This is a genomic window from Streptomyces sp. NPDC006655 (genome assembly GCF_040703965.1).
Lineage (GTDB): Bacteria > Actinomycetota > Actinomycetes > Streptomycetales > Streptomycetaceae > Streptomyces.
In genome coordinates, this window is sequence record NZ_JBEYJU010000007.1 from 159242 (window position 1) to 177016 (window position 17775).

Consider the following 17775-nt stretch of genomic DNA (forward strand, 5'->3'; position numbering starts at 1 on the left):
GGTGTCAGAGATCCAGGACGACGTCCTGAGCGGGTCTGCTGCAGCAGATGAGGATGTTGCCCTCGCCGGGTGGCTCCACCGGGTCCGGGGAGTAGTCCACGGCTCCGGACATCAGGGCGAGCTCACAGGTGTGGCAGACGCCGGTGCGGCACGACCACTGGACGGGGACGTCGCACGCTTCGGCGAGTTCCAGCAGGGAGCCCTGGTCGTCGTTCCACGGGACGGTCAGTCCGCTGCGGGCGAAGGAGACGGAGGGGCCGGTGCCCGGTGTGCCTTCGGGCCGGTGCGGCGCCCTCACCGTGGGCGTGCCCTTGATCCCCGGGGTGAGGGAGGGACCGCCGCTGAAGTTCTCGGTGTGCACGCGGGACGGCCGCAGCCCGGCCTCGACCAGCGCGCCGGTCATGCGGTCCATGAAGGCCGGCGGCCCGCAGACGTAGGCGTCGGCATCGCTGGGCAGGCCCAGGGAGAGGATCCGCTCGCCGGAGATGCGGCCGGCTTCCGAGTAGTCCTTGCCGTGCTCGTCGGCGGGGTCGGGCCTGCTGTAGTAGACGACCGACCGCGCGTCGGCCATGAGTGCGACCAGGTCACGGACCTCCTGGGCGAAGGGATGCTCTCGGCCGTTGCGGGCGGCGTGCAGCCACCACACCTGTCTGCCGGAGGAGTCGTGCGCCAGTGAGTGCAGCATGGCCAGAACGGGCGTCGCCCCGATGCCGGCGGACACCAGCACGACCGGCGTGTCACCGCTGGGCAGGTAGAAGGTGCCGCGCGGTGCGGCGAACTCCAGGCTGTCCCCGGCCCGCACGTGGGTGCGCACGTAGGAGCTCGCCAGACCGTGGGGTTCTGCCTTCACGCTGATCCGGTAGGTGCCGGTGCCGGGCCGCCCCGACAGCGAGTAGCTGCGGATCAGGGGCGCCTCGGCTGCCGCCGTTCGTATCCTCACGGTCAGGAACTGGCCCGGCAGCGCGGCGGGCAGGGCGGAGCCGTCGGCCGCGGCCAGCCGCAGGGAGAGCACGCTCTCGCTCTCGGGGAGGACGTCGGTGACCGTCAGCGGACGGAAGCCGCGCCATGCCGGGGGCGGGACGCCGGCCGCGACGGTGAGGCCGGCGCTGCCGGACGACGCGGCCGCGCCCTGGTCGGCCTGTTCCAGCAGGGCGCGCATCGAGCCCTGCCAGCCCGGACTGAGCGCCGGTATGCGCAGGGCGCGCCCTACCTGGTCGGGAGTGTGACCGGAGAGGTAGAGGACGGAGTCGATCTCCTCGACGGTCATGGCCTCCGGGCCGGTGGAGACCTTGACGATCTCCTGCCCGGCCTCGACCTCGCCCTCTTCGACGACACGCAGGTAGAAGCCGGGCCGGTGGTGGGCCACCAGCAGCGCCGCCATGCGCGGTTCGGCAAGGCGCATGCCCACCCGGTAGCAGGTCACCCGCGGCTGCGAGACCTCCAGCAGGGCTCCGCCCACCCGGTACCGGTCGCCGATGCAGACTTCGTCGTCCGGGAGCCCGTCGACCGTGAAGTTCTCCCCGAAGCTGCCCGGCGTCAGGTCGTCCCGGCCCAGTTTCTCCGACCAGAAGCGGTAGGAGTCGAGTTGGTAGACCAGCACGGCCCGCATCTCGCCGCCGTGTCCGCCCAGGTCGCCCTGGCCGTCCCCGTCGATGTTCAGCCGCCTGACCATCCGCGGCCCGGACACGGGCCGCTTGTGCACCCCGGTGTGCACGGTCCTGCCGTGCCAGGAGACGTCTTTCGGCATCCCCACGTTGACTGCGATCAAGGTGGCCACCGCTCGCCCTCCTAGGGAGCCTCGTCTGACCCCCGAGAGTCCCGCCCCGCCCGTGCGTCCCCCTCGTTCCAGGCTGCGCGCGGCGCGGGAAGTCCGCCAGTGCGGAGGTGGCTGCCGGAGCGCAGGAGTTCGGCTCGGCCCGGCCTGCCTCAGAGCTCCGCGGTTGCCTCCTCCGCCGCGATGCCCACCATGGCCGTCTCCTCGGCCTTGCCCCGCAGGGCGACCACGCTGAGGAGGCAGCAGACCAGGGCCGCGACGCCGCAGACGACGTACCCGACGGCGTAGCCGTTGCCGAGGGCCTCCAGGGCGACGGGGGCCGCGCCGCCGGGCGGGGAGGACGGGGGTACGGAGTTGACGGCGAGCGGTCCGCCCTCGGCCGCGACCTGTCCCGCCGCGGCCTTGACCTGGTCGCCGAGGCCGGATCCGGCGAGTTTGCGGGTGAACTCGTCGGCGGCGCGGCTCAGGGCGATCGCGCCGATGACGGCCGGGCCGAGGGTGAACCCGAAGTCCCGCAGCAGACTGGTCGACGCGCTGGCCATGCCCGCGTAGTGGACCTCGACCGTGTTGACGGCGGTCGCGGTGATGGAGGACACCGTGAGCGCGAAGCCGATGCCGACCAGACCGATGGGCAGGATCAGCGAGGTCAGCGCGCGGTCGTGGACCGAGAGGGTGGCGGCGACGAAGTCCCCGGCCGCCATCAGCGCGAGCCCCGCCCCTAGCACCCAGCGCGCGCTGACCTTCTCCAGGAGCCGGGAGATCAGCGGCAGCAACAGCAGCGTCCACGCGTTGAGCAGGATGAACGCGAACGAGCCGCGCAGCGGGCTCTGGTGCTGGACCGGCCCGAGCCGGATGCTGGTCGCGTAGGCCGTCCCGAGGTAGCTGAACATGCCGACGACGGCGACGAACGAGGCGACCGCGAAGGCCCGGTTGCGGAACAGGTCGAGGCGCAGGAGCGGCGCGGCGGCCCGGCTCTCGGCGACGAGGAAGAGAGCGATGAAGACGGCCGCGACCACGTAGGCGATCACCACCGGGGTCGCGGTCCAGCCGTCGGAGGGGCCCTGGATCACCGCGTACAGCAGGGCGAACATGCCGACGCCGATGGTGATCTGGCCCGCGAGGTCGAGGGAGCGGCCCTCGGGAGCGCTGGAGTTCTGCGCCAGCAGCCCGCTGAGCAGGGTGCTGACCAGGGCGAGCCCGGTGACGACGACGAAGGCCCAGCGCCAGGAACCGTAGTTGCCGGTGATGCCGCCGAGGACGGGTGCGATGAATCCGCCGCTGGACAGGGCGGCGGCCCAGACCGTGATCGTCCGGGCGCGGTCCCGGGCAGTGTGGGTGCCGGCGGCGATCACGGCGAGCGAGGTCGGGAACAGCGCGGCCGCGCCGAGACCGGCGATGGCCTGGCCCACCCAGAGCATGTGGATGCCGGTGCTCGCGGCGGCCAGCGCCTCGCCGACGACGAGCAGCGCGCCGCCGCCGACCAGCAGCCGCTTGCGCCCGAAGAGGTCGCCGAGGACGCCGAAGGTCAGCTCCAGCACGGTCACGGGCAGCAGGAAGGCGTCCGAGATCCAGGTCAGCTGGGAGCCGACGGGGTGCAGGTCCTCCTGGAACAGTCCGTTCAGGGTGGCCGGCATGGCGAGGGCGATCTGTGCCAGGCAGACCGCGAAGCAGCCGGCGACGAGGGTGCCGACGGGCAGCGGGCCGGACGGTCCGCGACGGGTCGCGGGGTCGGACGGCGAACGCGTTTCAGTGGACACGGGTACTCCCCTTCGAGCGGTGCGGGGGATGCGGCGGGCGCGGGGACGCGTCGGGGACGCGGGGCGGTGCCGCCTGGAACGCGTTGAATGTAGGGCAGTTTTTTCACGTCGGTCAATACATTGCACAATGTCGATCGACGCCGGACCGCCGCCCGACGGACCCACGAGAACACCCCGCCGCCCTGAAGGGCGGCGGGGTGCGGACGAGCGGTAGGGGCGGCGGCGTCAGCTCTCGTCGGCGGTCAGCCGCAGCGAGATCGAGTTGATGCAGTACCGCTGGTCGGTCGGGGTGGCGTAGCCCTCGCCCTCGAAGACGTGGCCGAGGTGGGAGCCGCAGCGGGCGCAGCGCACCTCGGTGCGGACCATCCCGTGCGAACGGTCCTCGATCAGCTCGACCGCGTCGGAGTCCTTCGGGTCGTAGAAGGACGGCCAGCCGCAGTGCGACTCGAACTTCGTGCCGGAGGTGAAGAGTTCGGCACCGCAGGCGCGACAGGAGTACACGCCCTTGGTCTTGGTGTCGGTGTACTCACCGGTGAAGGCCGGCTCGGTCGCCGCCTGGCGCAGCACGGCGTACTCGGCCGGCCCCAGCTCCGCGCGCCACTGCTCGTCCGACTTCTCGACGTCGTACGACATGAGTCTCAGCCCCTTACTTCGCCAGGCGTTCCAGGATCCTCGGGCCCAGGTCGGTCACATCGCCCGCGCCCATGGTGAGAACCAGATCACCGGGCTTGGTCATTCCCGCGACCACGGCGGGGACCTCGTCCTTGTCGTGCACCGCGGTGACGTCGGCGCCCGCGGCCCGCGCCGCCTCGATGATCAGCTCGCTGGTGACCCCGGGGATCGGGTCCTCCCGGGCCGGGTAGATGTCCAGGACCACCGAGGCGTCGGCGAGGGCCAGCGCCTCGCCCATCTCCTTGCCCAGCTCCTGGGTGCGGGAGAACAGGTGCGGCTGGAAGACGACCAGGATCCGGGAGTCCCCGGCGGCACCGCGCATCGCCTCCAGGTCGGCGGTCATCTCGGTGGGGTGGTGGGCGTAGGAGTCGATCACCTGGACCCCGGCCGCCTCGCCCTTCAGCTGGAGGCGCCGCTTGACCCCGGTGTACGCGGCGAGGGCGGGCGCGAGCTCGGCGGCCGGGACGCCCAGGGCCACGCCCGCGGCGAGCGCGGCCACCGCGTTGTGCGCGTAGTGCCGGCCCGGCACGGAGACCGCGAAGGTCAGCTCGGCCCCGTCCAGCAGGACGGTGACCTCGCTCCTCAGGCCCTGCGGCACGACCGAGAGCACCCGTACGTCGGCGTCCGCGGCCTCGCCGTACGTCACCGTCCGCACGGTGCCGGCCAACCGCCGGGTCAGCTCCCGGGCGCCCTCGTGGTCGGCGTTGATCACCAGCGTGCCGCCGGGCACGATCCGGCCCGCGAAGGTCTCGAAGGACTCATAGATCTCGTCCATCGAGGCGTAGTTGGCGTGGTGGTCCAGCTCCACGTTGAGGACGATCGCGACCTCGGGCGCGTACTTGTGGAAGCTGCGGTCCGATTCGTCCGCCTCGGCGACGAAGATCTCACCCGCGCCGTGCAGGGCGTTGGAGCCGGGGGCGTCCAGGTCGCCGCCGATGGCGTACGACGGCTCGCGCCCCAGCTCGCCCAGCGACACCGCCAGCATCGAGGTGGTCGTGGTCTTGCCGTGGGTGCCCGCGACCGCGATCGGGCGCAGCCCGTCCATCAGGGCGGCCAGCGCGTCCGAGCGGTGCACCACCGGGATGCCGAGCTCGGCCGCGCGGGCCAGCTCCGGGTTGTCCTCGCGGATCGCCGAGGACACGACGACGCAGGTGGCGTCGGAGGCGAGGTGGCCGGCCGCGTGCCCGACGTGCACGGTGGCACCCAGAGCGCGCAGCGCCTCGGCGGTGGCCGACTCCTTGGCGTCGCTCCCGGCCACCCGGGCCCCGCGCTGGGCGAGGATCTTGGCGATCCCCGACATCCCGGCGCCGCCGATGCCGATGAAGTGCGGTCGGTCCATGGCGGAAGGAAGCCCGGGTGCCATGTGTTTCTCCCCAGAGACGGTGACGTGCGAAAGCCTGCCTAGCCTATGTGCTGAGACGCGGGCGCCCGGCGAACCCCTACGCCTTGCTGTGCGAGAACAGCTTCAGCACCGGCACCCCCACCTTGTGCCGGGCCCGCGAGGCCCAGTCTCTGTGGAAGAACTCCTCCACGTAGTGCGGATCGGTCAGCACGATCACCTCGTCCGCACCCACCTCTTCCACCAGCTTGCGCAGCGCGTCCAGCGGATGGTCCTCGACCATCCGCCCCTCCGCCGTGCTCCCGGCCGCGCGCAGGGCCGTCAGCGACACGGCCAGCGCCTGCTCGGCCGGCCCCTTCGCCGCGTCCCCCTCCGGGGTCTCCCGCTCCCGGGCGGCCTCGTCGAGTTCGCCGAGCGCGATGTCGTCGATGGCCCGCAGCAGGCGGTCCGCCTGGTCGCCGCGCGGCTGGAGCAGCACGTGGAAGGCGACCTGCTCGTCCCCGTGCAAGGTGGTGACGAACTCCACGTCGGCTGACGTCAGGGCCTTCTCGATCATCAGAACGCTTGTGAACACCTGGCGCCTCTTCTCCTTGGAGGGCTGTTCGACCCTCTGTCCTGCGTGGGGCCGAGCACCCCCCTGCGGAAACCATCCTGCCCCGTGATCGCACGGGTACTGCCGGATTCAGTGTGCCTGCCGAAAGCTAAGCGGAACGGAATATTCCGCTGATGTCAGGACCGGCGGTACCGGCCGAACAGGAATCCGGCCTCCTCAAGAAGAGACACCAGTTCGAAGCGATGGGGCACGGCGACGCCGGGTCCTCCCGCGATCCGCTGCGCCCCGCCCGCCGTGAGCATCGGCGAGACCGTCAGACACAGCTCGTCGAGGACACCGGCGGCGATGAACTGGCCCAGCAACCGGGGGCCGCCCTCGGTGAGCAGCCTGGTGTGTCCGAGGTCGGCGAGGGCGCGGACCGCGCGGGCCGGGTCGACGCCCATGCCGTCGCCCGCGGTCACCACCCGGGCCCCGGCCTTCTCCGCGGTGGCCACCCGGTCGGGGGCGGCCGCCGCGCCGGTCAGGATCAGCGTGGGCACGAGGGGCGAGGTGAACAGCGGGAGCGAGAAGTCGAGGTCGAGGCTCGCGGTGACCACCGCGACCGCGGCCGCCTCCGGCTGCCCCGCCGCGGCGCGGGCCCCCGCGAACTCCGCACGCGCGCGTACCGGCCGGTACTCCTCCTGCCGTACCGTTTCCGCCCCCACCACGACGACATCCGCGAGGCCTCGCAGGGTGCCGAAGATCCGCATGTCGGCCGCCCCGGAGATGGGCTGCGACCGTCCGTCGTGCTGGCCCGCCCCGTCGAGGGTGGACACCATGTTGGCCCGCAGCCACGCCTGGCGCCCGGCGGACTCGGGGTAGGCGTAGGCGAGGGCCAGCTCGGCGAGGCTCCACTCCCCCGCGCGCTCCCGGCCGGCCGTACCGCCGGAGGCCTGGGCTGCTGTCTCTTCGGTCACAGGGAACAGGCGTCGCATGCCGTGCAGTGTGGCACGGCAACTAGCATGGGTGACCGTGTCGTCTTCTCCCGCCGCTTCCGAGGTCAGCCCCATAGCCGACGCGGCCCCGCTGTCGCTGTGCGCCCGCGCGCCGCACGTCCCCGCGGACCGGCTGGTCGCCGAGATGGTGCCGCCGCCCCGCTTCGACTCGGTCCGCTTCGCCACCTACCTCCCGGACCCGAACCAGCCGAGCCAGACCGAGGCCGTCCGGGTCCTCGAAGGCTTCGCGGCCGGTCTCGGCGGGGCGCACGCGGCCGGCGGCGGCAGGCGCGGTTTCCTCGGCTTCGGGAAGGCCAGGGCGGCGAAGGCGCCCGCCGGGCCCCGCGGGGTCTACCTCGACGGCGGGTACGGCGTCGGCAAGACCCACCTGCTCGCCTCCCTGTGGCACGCCACCCCGGCGGAGCCCGCGCTGAAGGCGTTCGGCACCTTCGTGGAGCTGACCAACCTGGTGGGCGCCCTCGGCTTCCAGCAGACCGTGGCGACCCTGTCCGGCCACCGCCTGCTGTGCATCGACGAGTTCGAGCTGGACGACCCCGGCGACACGGTCCTGGTGTCGAGCCTGCTCGCACGGCTCGTCGAGGCCGGGGTCGCGCTCGCGGCCACCTCCAACACCCTGCCGGGCAAGCTCGGCGAGGGCCGGTTCGCGGCCGTGGACTTCCTGCGCGAGATCCAGGGCCTGTCCGCCCACTTCCGCACGCTGCGCATCGACGGCGAGGACTACCGCCACCGGGGCCTGCCCGAGGCGCCGGCGCCGTACTCCGACGAGCAGGTGACCAAGGCCGCGTACGCCACGCCGGGCGCGTCCCTCGACGACTTCCCGCACCTGCTCGACCACCTGGCCAAGGTGCACCCCAGCCGGTACGGCGCGCTGACCGACGGCCTCACGGCGGTCTGCCTGACCGACGTGCGGCCGGTGCCGGACCAGTCGACCGCGCTGCGGCTCGTGGTCCTCGCGGACCGGCTCTACGACCGCGAGGTCCCGGTCCTGGCCTCCGGGCTGCCCTTCGACCGGCTGTTCAGCGAGGAGATGCTGAACGGCGGATACCGCAAGAAGTACTTCCGGGCGATATCCCGGCTCACCGCGCTCGCCCGGGACGCCAAGGGACTGGTGTCAAGAGCCTGATCAGGCCACGCCACCGGCGCTTTTCACGCTGTCTGCGGCACGCAACACGGAGTTAACCCAGCAAACGGCTCCGCCGGGTTACCGTGTTTCTTGACCAACCGTTGACCTGTGCTTGGTGCACACAAGAGGCGTGAACCGCTGCGAGGGGGGCCCATGTTCCGAGGCACGACGGCCCGGACCGTGATCTCGCTCCTGGCCGCCGCCCTGCTCGCCGTCCAGTTCTTCGCTCCTTCGGCAACCTTCGCAGGAGCGCACACACTCAGTCATGCCGAGGCCAAGGCCCAGCCCGGATCCCACCCCCCGGCGAAAGCCGTGCGCGAAGGCTCGGGCACCCTACGTGACCCGGGACTGTGCGGCGAGCCGCCCGGTCCCCCGCAGAGCGCCGACCGCCACCGCACCACCACCGCCGGCTGGGCCGACGACCGTCAGGCCGCCCCCCGGCACACCGAGGCCATACGCGCCTCGACGGCCCCCTCGGCCGAGCACCGACGCACGTCCAGAGCCTCCAGAGCCCACTCACCGGCCACGCTCCAGGTCTTCCGCTGCTGAGAGGCGGGTTCCGTCTCGGCTCACCCCCCCACAACCGTCGTGCAAGCCCGACGCGCCGTTACGGCGCGCCAGGAGGAGTCCACACACCATGCAGCCCCTCATCGACAACGCCCGTACGTTCGGACAGCGCCCTGAGGAGTTCGCCCAGCTCGCGGCTGGCCAGTCCCCGCAGGTGCTGTTCATCACCTGCTCCGACTCCCGGGTCGTCCCGGCCCTGATCACCGGCGCCCGCCCGGGCGAGCTCTTCGAGCTGCGCACCGCGGGCAACATCGTCCCGCCCTACGCCTCGGAGCACCCCACCAGCGAGGCGGCCACCATCGAGTACGCCGTGGAGGTGCTCGGCGTCCGCGACATCGTCGTCTGCGGGCACTCGCACTGCGGCGCCGTCGGCGCGCTGGTGCGTGGCGACGACCTGACCGCCGTGCCCGCCGTCCGGGACTGGCTGACCAGCGCCGAGCCGCGGCCGAGCGGGGCGGCCGAGGACCCGGCCGTCGCCGAGGGCGTGCAGAACCACGTGCTCGCCCAGCTGCTGCGGCTGCGCTCCTACCCGTTCGTCGACCGGAAGCTGGCGGCGGGCACCCTGACCCTGCGCGGCTGGTACTACGAGGTCCACACCGGTGCCGTGCGCGAACACCGTGCCGGGACCGACACCTTCGAGGCCCTGTGAGCGCCGCGATGACCAAGTTCCCTTACATACGTCAGGACTTCGCCGCCTCCCTCGTCGTCTTCCTGGTCGCGCTCCCGCTGTGCGTGGGCGTGGCCGTGGCCTCCGGTGTCCCGGCCGAGCTGGGCCTGGTCACCGGCATCGTGGGCGGTGTCGTCACCGGGATGCTGCGGGGCAGCAGCCTTCAGGTGTCGGGGCCGGCCGCCGGTCTGACCGTGCTCGTCTTCGAGGCGGTGCAGGAGTTCGGGCTGCCGGTGCTCGGCGTGATCGTGCTCGTCACCGGAGTCCTCCAGATCGCCATGGGGGTCCTGAGGCTGGGGCGCTACTTCCGGGCCATCTCCCTGTCGGTCGTCGAGGGCATGCTGGCCGGAATCGGCCTGGTGCTGATCGCCGGACAGCTGTACCCGGCACTCGCGGCCAAGGCACCCGACTCGGGCCTCGGCAAGATCGCCGGGCTGCCCGAGGCGTTCCTGGACGCCCTCGGGGACGGTGGGGCGCTGGCCTCGCTCGCGCTCTGCGCGGGCACCGTGGCGGTCCTCGTCCTGTGGAAGCACGCCCCGGCGGCGGTACGTACGGTCCCCGGACCGCTGGCCGCCGTCGGTCTCGCCACCCTGGCGGCGCTCCTCCTCGGCCTGCCGGTCGCCACCGTCGAGGTGCGGGGGCTGCTGGATTCCGTCCAGCCGCCGCCGCTGAGCGCCTTCGGCGAACTGGCGGGCCTCGGGGTGATCGGCACGATCGTGGCGTTCACCCTGATCGCGTCGGCCGAGTCGCTGTTCAGCGCGGCGGCCGTGGACCGGCTGCACGACGGTCCACGGACCCAGTACGACCGGGAGCTGGTCGCCCAGGGCGCGGGCAACGCGCTGTGCGGGGTGCTCGGCGCGCTGCCGATGACCGCGGTGATCGTGCGCAGCGCGGCCAACGTCCAGGCGGGCGCCCGCACCAAGGCGTCCCGGGTGCTGCACGGCGTCTGGCTGCTGCTCTTCGCGGCGCTGCTGCCCGGTGCCCTGGCCTACATCCCGATCCCGGCGCTGGCCGGGATCCTGGTCTACTCGGGCGCCAAGCTGATCCCCGTGCGCTCACTGGCCGCGCTCTGGCGCGAGCACCGGGGCGAGGCGCTGATCCTGGTGGTCACGGCGGTGTCGATCGTCGCGGTCAGCATGTTCGAGGGCGTGCTGATCGGTCTGGCGCTGTCGATCGTGAAGACCGCCTGGGAGGCCTCGCACCTCAAGCTGGAGGTGGTCGACAAGGGTGCCGGCCCCATCGACGCCCACCTGTCGGGCAACGCGACCTTCCTGCGGCTGCCGAAGATACTCGACAGCCTGGAGTCGCTGCCGCAGGACCGCCCGATCCGGGTGGACCTGTCGGGGCTGCACCACCTCGACCACGCCTGCCGGACCGCGCTGGAGAGCTGGGCCGAGCGGCACAGCGACGCCGGCACGGAACCGGTGCGCGTGACCGCCGAACCCGTCAAGGTCACGGCTGCCTGAACCGGTGGCGCCCCGAGGCCGGGGCGCCACCGCCGTCGGGCGGGGACGCCGACGCCCCTCGGCGCCCCGGCCCGGACCCGTTCCCGGCGGCCGTGGCCCCGAGCCACCCGCCGGGCATATCGTTGCAGCAACAGACATATCGGACCTCTCTCCCTGGAGGTCGGGATGGTTCAGGAGCTGCTGGTCGCGGTGGTGACGGCGCTGTGCCTCGGCGCGCTGTACCTGGCCGCCGGCGCACGGGTCGTCAAGCAGTACGAGCGGGGCGTGCTCTTCCGGCTGGGCCGGGTCTCCGGTGAGGTACGGGAGCCCGGATTCAACCTGGTGATCCCGGTCGTGGACCGGCTGCACAAGGTCAACATGCAGATCGTGACGCTGCCGGTCCCCGCCCAGGAGGGCATCACCCGCGACAACGTCACCGTGCGCGTGGACGCGGTCGTCTACTTCCGGGTGGTCGACGCGGTGAGCGCGCTGGTCAAGGTCGAGGACTACAAGTTCGCCGTCTCACAGATGGCCCAGACCTCGCTGCGGTCCATCATCGGCAAGAGCGACCTGGACGATCTGCTCTCCAACCGGGAGAAGCTCAACCAGGGCCTGGAGCTGATGATCGACAGCCCGGCCGTGGGCTGGGGGGTGCAGGTGGACCGGGTCGAGATCAAGGACGTGTCGCTGCCGGACGCCATGAAGCGCTCGATGGCCCGGCAGGCCGAGGCCGACCGGGAGCGCCGCGCCCGGATCATCAACGCGGACGCCGAACTCCAGGCGTCGAGGAAGCTGGCCGAGGCGGCCCAACAGATGGCCGGCACCCCGTCGGCCCTGCAACTGCGCCTGTTGCAGACGATCGTGGCGGTCGCGGCCGAGAAGAACTCCACCCTGGTGCTGCCGTTCCCGGTGGAGCTGCTGCGGTTCCTGGAGCGGGCCCAGCAGCCGGCGTCGGACGGCGCCGCGTCCGGGTTCGCCGCGCCGGGGTACCCGGGCCGCCCGGACCCGATCGAAAGGCGCTCCCGTGGCGAGGAACCACCCGGACGACCCGAAGCATCCGACACACTCGAAGCACTCGACGGACTCGACCCACCGGAACGACGACAGGAACGGCACCCTGCGTGACCTGCTCCGGCTCCCGGTGGGCGAGCGTCCCGGGCTGCTCACCCACCCGGCCGACGCGACGCCCGGCGCCCCCGGCGGCAGGAGCGCGGCGCACGCGGCGACCGACACGATGAGCAAGCGGCTGGCCGGCCTCCAGGAGCGGCTGCACGCGGCGGCCACGGTGGGCGACCGGCGGCGGGTCCTGCTGGTGCTCCAGGGCATGGACACCAGCGGCAAGGGCGGCACGGTCAAACACGTCGTCCGCCACTTCAACCCGGCCGGCTGCCGCGTGCACGGCTTCAAGGCCCCCACCGAGGAGGAACGCGGCCACGACTTCCTCTGGCGGGTGCGCAAGGCGCTGCCCGAACCCGGCGAGATCGGCGTCTTCGACCGCTCGCACTACGAGGACGTCCTGGTCGCCCGGGTCCGCGAGCTGGCCCCGCCCTCCGAGATCGAGGGCCGCTACGACCGGATCAACGACTTCGAGCGCTCGCTCACCCGGGACGGCACGACCGTCCTCAAGTGCTTCCTGCACCTCTCCTACGAGGAGCAGAAGAGGCGGCTGCTCAAGCGCCTCGACAACCCGGACAAGCGCTGGAAGTTCAGCCCCGGCGACATCGAGGACCGCGCGCTGTGGCCGGCGTACCAGGAGGCGTACGAGATCGCGCTGGAGCGCTGCTCGACGGCGGCCACGCCGTGGTACCTGGTCCCGGCCGACCACAAGTGGTACCGCAACTGGGCGATCGGCCGGCTTCTCCTGGAGCATCTGGAGGTGCTCGACCCGCAGTACCCGAAGCCGGACTTCGACGTGGCGGCGTGCCGGGAGCGACTGCTGAAGGCGCCCTGACCCGCCGCCCGGGTGATCCGGCGCCGTGCCGACCGAGAAAATCGGACATTCCGCCCTAGTTTCGTAGGGTGATCAGACTAGTACGCCGTATTGCCGGTACGACCGCCGTCTGCGCCCTGGGAGCCGCGCTCGCCGCCTGTGGCTCCACCCAGGCACCACCGGCCGGACACCCGGCCCCCGCGAAGCCCGCTCCCGCCACCGCGCCGCCCACCCTCCCCGCGGGCGCGGGCGGCGCGGCCCCCGTGTTCGCGAACGGTCCCCGCACCCTGGGCAAGACCGTCGCCCTCACCTTCGACGCCGACATGACCGCCGACGAAGGGCCGCGGGCCGCCGCGGGCGAGCACTTCGACAATCCGGCGCTGATCGCGACCCTGCGCCGGCTGAAGGTGCCGGCCACCGTCTTCATGACCGGCCGCTGGGCCGAGCAGTACCCGGACCAGGCCCGCTCCCTCGGCCGCGACCCCCGGTTCGAGGTCGCCAACCACTCCTACAGCCACTACGCGTTCACCGGCGACTGCTACGGCCTGCCGACCGTCCCCCCCGACGGGATGACGTCGGACGTACAGCGCGCCTACGCGGCGCTGCGCAAGGCGGGCGTGCCGCACCCGATGCCGTACTTCCGTTTCCCCGGCGGCTGTTACGACCGGCAGGCGCTGCGCGCGGTCGGCCGGCTCGGGGTCACCGCCGTGCAGTGGGACGTGGTGAGCGGGGACGCGTTCGCGACGGACGCGGACGCGGTCACGAAGCAGGTGCTGGACGGGGTGAAGCCCGGTTCCGTGGTCGTCATGCACTGCACCCGCAGCGCCGCCCCCACCACCGAGCAGGTGGTGCGCGACGTCGTACCCGAGCTGCGCAAACGGGGTTTCCGGTTCGTGAAGGTGTCCGAGCTGATCGGGCAGACGCCCGGTCACCGGTGACCGTCCTCGTTCACGGGCGAGGAAGCATCATCGCCTTGGCACCCCGGGGACGGGCGGCCTGCTGGAGCGCCTCCGTATCGCTTGCCGACCGAACAGAGGTCACGGGGTGCGTCGTTGTGCCCTGCCGGGGCGGAACACAGCAGGGGCTGTGGCACGGCAGGAAGACCAGCATGATGCGGACCGGCGCAGTCGGCCGGCAGTCGTCCGGGGGCGGCGGGTGGGGGCCAGGGTGCATGGAAGGCGTCCCTTTCGTATGGCGTCTTGGCGGGGAGTCCGCCCGGCCGGTGGCCTCGGAACCGGTGGCCGGATGGGGCTCCCCTCCTTCTTTCTCTTCCTCGCCTGTCGGCCTGTTTCAGCGGTCGGCGACGAACTCCTGGAGCCGGTCGACCAGTTGGCGGTCGGGCCGGGCGACGATGACGGAGCGGCCGGGAGTGCGCGCGGCGAGCCGGTCGACTTCGTGCTCGAGGCGGCAGGTGGGGGCCAGGGCGGTGGAGCCGTTGGTGCGGACGTAGCGGGCGAACAGTTCGAGACCTTCGAGGAACGCGGCGTCGGGCGGCGCGGTGTCGGCCATGGAGTGGGTGAGCTGGTGGAACCAGTGCTGGGCCCGCTTGGATTCGCCGAGGGCCAGGTGGTGCAGGTGCAGGCAGTAGGCGGCGGCGCGACTGCCGGCGCCGGCCGCGAGCTGCCACCAGAACTGGGCCGACTCGGGGTGGCGGGTGAGGTAGAGCAGGCAGGCGAAGGCGAGGGCGCCGTCGACGTCCAGGTGTTCCTCCGTCAGCGGTCCGCGGTCGGGGCCTTCGGCGATCTTGGCGACGTGGTCGGCTACGGCTGGTTCGTTGAGCACCCACCGGCACACCACGCCCAGGCGCTGGCCGGCCTGGGCGGCGCGGGCGACGTCCGTGGTCGGGGTGCGCCGGCGGGCGTCGGTGGCGAGCCGGCGAAGGCCTGCGGCGACGTCGAACCGCCGTGGGGCCGTGGCGGGCAGCCGGACCTCGTTCAGCAGGGCGTCGAGTGTGGTGGTCACGGTCGTTCCCCCTTCGGGTGGGGCCTTTTCCGTTCGTCGGGCAGGCCGAGTTTGACGCGCAGGCGTTCCTTGCCCCGGCGCAGGTGGTGGCCGACGGTGCGTTCGTCGATGCCGACGTACCAGGCGACCTTGGCGGTGGGGTAGCCGAGGATGTAGCGCAGGACGATCACCTCGAACTGGCGGTTGGGCAGTTCCGCGATCGCCTCGTACAGGCCGCTGGTCGACTCCATTTTCTGCAGCTTCTCCCGGGCCGTGGCGAGCGCCGGGGCCAGCGCCTGGGCTATGGGCCCGTTGATGACGAACGCCGGCGCGCGGCCCTCGCGGTCGAGGCGGTCGTGCACGGCCCGCCGCATGATCGCCCAGGCGCCCTGCTCCAGCGAGCCCGAGCTCAGCAGTTCCGTCCAGCCCGCGTGGATCTGGAGGAACACCTCGTGTATGACCTCTTCGGCCACCTCGCGGGTCCCGAAGTGGACTTCCGCGTAGGCGTGGAACGGCTCCTGGTGCCCGAGGTAGAAGGCCTCGAAGTCCAGCGGCAGGTCCAGCGGCAGGAACATGGACTGGGACAGTCCGGAACGCGGCTCGGCATCTGGAGCGCCCTCTGGGGCGTCGTCGTGACTCACGCAGGCCTCCCGGCGGCACGGCACATGGGCAGGCTTTTCCTCTCCATTGAGGGTCGGCTGGGACCGGCGCAACTCGTGCGCGCCGACGGCCCGTTGGGCCTGAGACCTACCTAAGTGGTTCATGCGGCCGATCACTCATGCACACCTCGGGAAAATCACCGGAGGGCGCGGCCGGGGGCGTGATGCAATCTTCAACAAGCACTGCTAGTCACCGTCGGTGTCCTGCTGACCAGGCCCGACCCGACCGAAGAGGGAAGCGAACAGCCATACGTTTCCCGAAAGTGTTCTGCATCACACCAGGTCCATCACCCGGCGCACGCCCCGCGCACAGGGGGCGCATATTCCATGCGCACCCCCACGCTTCACTAGGAGTGACGGCCTGCCGCAGGGGCCTCGCCGACGACGCGGCCCGCCCGAGCAGGAGCGGCCGCACCTTCATGCCGTTGCTGGCGCAAAGAGCGGGTGGCGGCGCGACGGTGTCTACGCTGGAGGCATGGGCGACGACGGCGACTACTGCACCATCACCGGGACCGCGCGGCCGCCGAGGGCCGACGGGCCGCCGTACGCCGAGTGCGTGCTGTGCCGGGAGCCGACGGAGTACCCCGAGTCGTACAAGGGGGTCACGCTGTGCCCCCGGTGCGAGTGGCAGGAGGCGCAGCGGACCGCCTGCTCGGGGTGAACGGCGGGGCAGGGGGCGTCGGGCGCCCCGTAGGGTGGGTGCGGTGAGCGCTCCTTTCCAGGTCTCGGCCGGCCGCCGGGACGAAGCACCCCAGTTCGTCCTGCCCCTTGTCGTACGGATAGAGAAGTCGGCCCCTCCCGGCCGCACAGACGCCCTGGAGACGGCCGCCCGGGCCGTGCTGACCCTGCTGAGCGACGAGCGTGCCCTCGGCGACGGGGAGTGGGCGCGGGCGGTCCGGGACTGGGAGGACGCCCGGATCCGCAAGGTGGTGCGGCGGGCCCGGGGAGCCGAGTGGCGGCGCGCCGAGGCGCTGCCTGGGATCACCCTCACCGGGAAGTCCGCCGAGGTACGGGTGTTTCCGCCGGTCCCCCTGGACGGATGGCCCAGGGACCTGGCGAAGTTGCAGGTGTCCGGCACCGAACTGGAGGACCCCGAGCCGCCCGCCGACGCCGACCGGTCCGCGCCCGTGCTGTGGCTGAACCCGGAGTTGGAGATGTCGGCCGGGAAGACGATGGCACAGGCCGGGCACGGTGCCCAACTGGCCTGGTGGGCACTGCCCGAGGAGGAGCGGCGGGCCTGGCGGGACTCGGGTCTCCCGCTCGCCGTGCGGACCGCCGACCCGGCCGAGTGGCGCGAACTGACCGCGAGCGGGCTGCCGTTGGTGCGGGACGCCGGGTTCACCGAGATCGCGCCGGGCAGCTGCACGGTGGTCGCGGATCATCCGGCACTGCGCTGAGCTGCGGATTTTGAACTTCCCTGAGAAACTTTGCCGTTTGTTTGAACACCGTCGCGGATCCGACCGTACGTCCTGGCACTGAACCAGCGACACGGGGAGGAATCCTTGCGGCGTTCGAACGGAACCGCCCTCATTCTGGCCGCACTCGCCGGAACCGTCGGCGCGCTCGTGTACCCCGTGTGGTCCTACGGCGACCGGACCGGCACCGGGCAGGCCAACGTGGCGGCGGGGACCGTCAACACGGAGTGGGGTCCGCTCACGGCCGCCGACCGAGACCTGATCGTGCGGGTCCGGCTGGCCGGGCTGTGGGAGCTGCCGGCCGGCCAGCAGGCCGTCGAGCGGGCGCCCAGCCCGGCGATCCGGGAGGCCGGCGACCATCTGATCGTCGGCCACACCGATCTGGACCGACGGGTGCGGATCGTCGCCGCCAAGCTCGGCGTCGAACTGCCGAACGTGCCCAACGAACAGCAGCAGGGCTGGCTCCAGGAGATGTCGGCGGCGACCGGCGAGGAGTACGAGTACAAGTTCGTGAACCTGCTGCGGGCCGCGCACGGCAAGATCTTCCCGGCGATCGGGACCGTGCGGAACACCACCCGCAACAGTCTGGTGCGGCAGCTGGCCTCCGACACCAACCAGACCGTCCTCGACCACATCACGATCCTGGAGAAGACCGGCAAGGTCGACTTCGAGGCCAACGCGAACGACGTCGCCAACGCGACCACGGCCAGCCCCACCGGCCCCGCCGTACCCGCGCCGGGGGTGCCGGTGCCCTCCGCGCCGGCCGCGCAGGCCAGCGGGAACGTGCAGACCACGTCGAAGCCCTCGCCCGGCGCGCCGGGCACCGTGAACACCGGGCGCCCAGACCCGCAGGACCCGGTCGGCGGAGTCGGCCAGTAGCCCCCCGACTCCCCGGAGCGCGACCGACGAACCTCAAATGTTGCTCTGAAGCGGCAGGC

General features: G+C 72.1%; 18 protein-coding genes. 10 read left to right on the plus strand and 8 right to left on the minus strand.

The window, feature by feature from the left end:
* Positions 1 to 4: 4 nt before the first annotated feature.
* The 6 genes from AB0958_RS06430 to AB0958_RS06455 all read right to left on the minus strand — a co-directional run bounded on the left by AB0958_RS06430 (position 5) and on the right by AB0958_RS06455 (position 7069).
* Positions 5 to 1777, minus strand: coding sequence for an MOSC and FAD-binding oxidoreductase domain-containing protein (locus tag AB0958_RS06430; RefSeq protein ID WP_366889157.1), 1773 nt, complete (start codon positions 1775 to 1777; stop codon positions 5 to 7).
* Between the two features lie 149 nt (positions 1778 to 1926).
* Positions 1927 to 3531, minus strand: coding sequence for an MFS transporter (locus AB0958_RS06435; protein WP_366889158.1), 1605 nt, complete (start codon positions 3529 to 3531; stop codon positions 1927 to 1929).
* 225 nt (positions 3532 to 3756) lie between these two features.
* A complete protein-coding gene (gene msrB / locus AB0958_RS06440) occupies positions 3757 to 4164 on the minus strand; it encodes a peptide-methionine (R)-S-oxide reductase MsrB (protein ID WP_358976092.1) in 408 nt (135 codons plus the stop codon).
* A gap of 13 nt (positions 4165 to 4177) precedes the next feature.
* Positions 4178 to 5566: a UDP-N-acetylmuramate--L-alanine ligase gene (murC, locus tag AB0958_RS06445; RefSeq protein WP_366889159.1), complete on the minus strand. Its 1389-nt coding sequence runs from the start codon at positions 5564 to 5566 to the stop codon at positions 4178 to 4180.
* Between the two features lie 76 nt (positions 5567 to 5642).
* On the minus strand, positions 5643 to 6098 hold the full coding sequence (locus tag AB0958_RS06450) for an indole-3-glycerol phosphate synthase (protein ID WP_366889189.1): 456 nt from the start codon (positions 6096 to 6098) through the stop codon (positions 5643 to 5645).
* Between the two features lie 173 nt (positions 6099 to 6271).
* The gene (locus AB0958_RS06455; RefSeq protein ID WP_366889160.1) at positions 6272 to 7069 is read right to left on the minus strand and encodes a pyrimidine reductase family protein; all 798 of its coding nucleotides are present in this window, start codon (positions 7067 to 7069) and stop codon (positions 6272 to 6274) included.
* Positions 7070 to 7106: 37 nt separating this feature from the next.
* Here AB0958_RS06455 and zapE point away from each other — a divergent pair, with 37 nt between their 5' ends.
* The 7 genes from zapE (at position 7107) to AB0958_RS06490 (ending at position 13760) form a co-directional block, all read left to right on the plus strand.
* Positions 7107 to 8213 carry a cell division protein ZapE gene (gene zapE, locus AB0958_RS06460; protein ID WP_366889162.1) on the plus strand — a complete coding sequence of 369 codons (1107 nt, stop codon included), beginning with the start codon at positions 7107 to 7109 and terminating at the stop codon, positions 8211 to 8213.
* A 153-nt stretch (positions 8214 to 8366) separates the two neighbouring features.
* Complete coding sequence (locus AB0958_RS06465; RefSeq protein ID WP_366889163.1) at positions 8367 to 8762, plus strand: hypothetical protein; 396 nt, start codon at positions 8367 to 8369, stop codon at positions 8760 to 8762.
* Positions 8763 to 8850: 88 nt separating this feature from the next.
* Complete coding sequence (locus AB0958_RS06470; RefSeq protein ID WP_366889164.1) at positions 8851 to 9429, plus strand: carbonic anhydrase; 579 nt, start codon at positions 8851 to 8853, stop codon at positions 9427 to 9429.
* 8 nt (positions 9430 to 9437) lie between these two features.
* Positions 9438 to 10913 carry a SulP family inorganic anion transporter gene (locus AB0958_RS06475; RefSeq protein ID WP_366889165.1) on the plus strand — a complete coding sequence of 492 codons (1476 nt, stop codon included), beginning with the start codon at positions 9438 to 9440 and terminating at the stop codon, positions 10911 to 10913.
* Positions 10914 to 11078: 165 nt separating this feature from the next.
* A complete protein-coding gene (locus AB0958_RS06480) occupies positions 11079 to 12017 on the plus strand; it encodes a slipin family protein (RefSeq protein ID WP_366889166.1) in 939 nt (312 codons plus the stop codon).
* Position 12018: 1 nt separating this feature from the next.
* Entirely contained in the window at positions 12019 to 12843 is an 825-nt protein-coding gene (locus AB0958_RS06485) for a PPK2 family polyphosphate kinase (RefSeq protein WP_366889190.1), read from the plus strand.
* Between the two features lie 68 nt (positions 12844 to 12911).
* Positions 12912 to 13760: a polysaccharide deacetylase family protein gene (locus AB0958_RS06490; protein WP_366889167.1), complete on the plus strand. Its 849-nt coding sequence runs from the start codon at positions 12912 to 12914 to the stop codon at positions 13758 to 13760.
* 352 nt (positions 13761 to 14112) lie between these two features.
* On the opposite strand, the gene AB0958_RS06495 is transcribed toward AB0958_RS06490, so the two are convergent.
* Complete coding sequence (locus tag AB0958_RS06495) at positions 14113 to 14784, minus strand: hypothetical protein (RefSeq protein ID WP_366889168.1); 672 nt, start codon at positions 14782 to 14784, stop codon at positions 14113 to 14115.
* Positions 14781 to 15404: a sigma-70 family RNA polymerase sigma factor gene (locus tag AB0958_RS06500; RefSeq protein WP_366889169.1), complete on the minus strand. Its 624-nt coding sequence runs from the start codon at positions 15402 to 15404 to the stop codon at positions 14781 to 14783. The genes AB0958_RS06495 and AB0958_RS06500 overlap by 4 nt, the downstream gene beginning before the upstream one ends.
* Positions 15405 to 15897: 493 nt before the next feature.
* Between AB0958_RS06500 and AB0958_RS06505 the strand changes: the two genes are divergently transcribed.
* The 3 genes from AB0958_RS06505 to AB0958_RS06515 all read left to right on the plus strand — a co-directional run bounded on the left by AB0958_RS06505 (position 15898) and on the right by AB0958_RS06515 (position 17716).
* Positions 15898 to 16083 (plus strand): hypothetical protein, encoded by a 186-nt coding sequence (locus tag AB0958_RS06505; protein WP_366889170.1) that lies wholly within the window; start codon positions 15898 to 15900, stop codon positions 16081 to 16083.
* A 43-nt stretch (positions 16084 to 16126) separates the two neighbouring features.
* Complete coding sequence (locus AB0958_RS06510; protein ID WP_366889171.1) at positions 16127 to 16819, plus strand: aminoacyl-tRNA hydrolase; 693 nt, start codon at positions 16127 to 16129, stop codon at positions 16817 to 16819.
* A 105-nt stretch (positions 16820 to 16924) separates the two neighbouring features.
* Positions 16925 to 17716 carry a DUF4142 domain-containing protein gene (locus AB0958_RS06515; RefSeq protein WP_366889173.1) on the plus strand — a complete coding sequence of 264 codons (792 nt, stop codon included), beginning with the start codon at positions 16925 to 16927 and terminating at the stop codon, positions 17714 to 17716.
* The last annotated feature ends 59 nt before the right edge of the window (positions 17717 to 17775 follow it).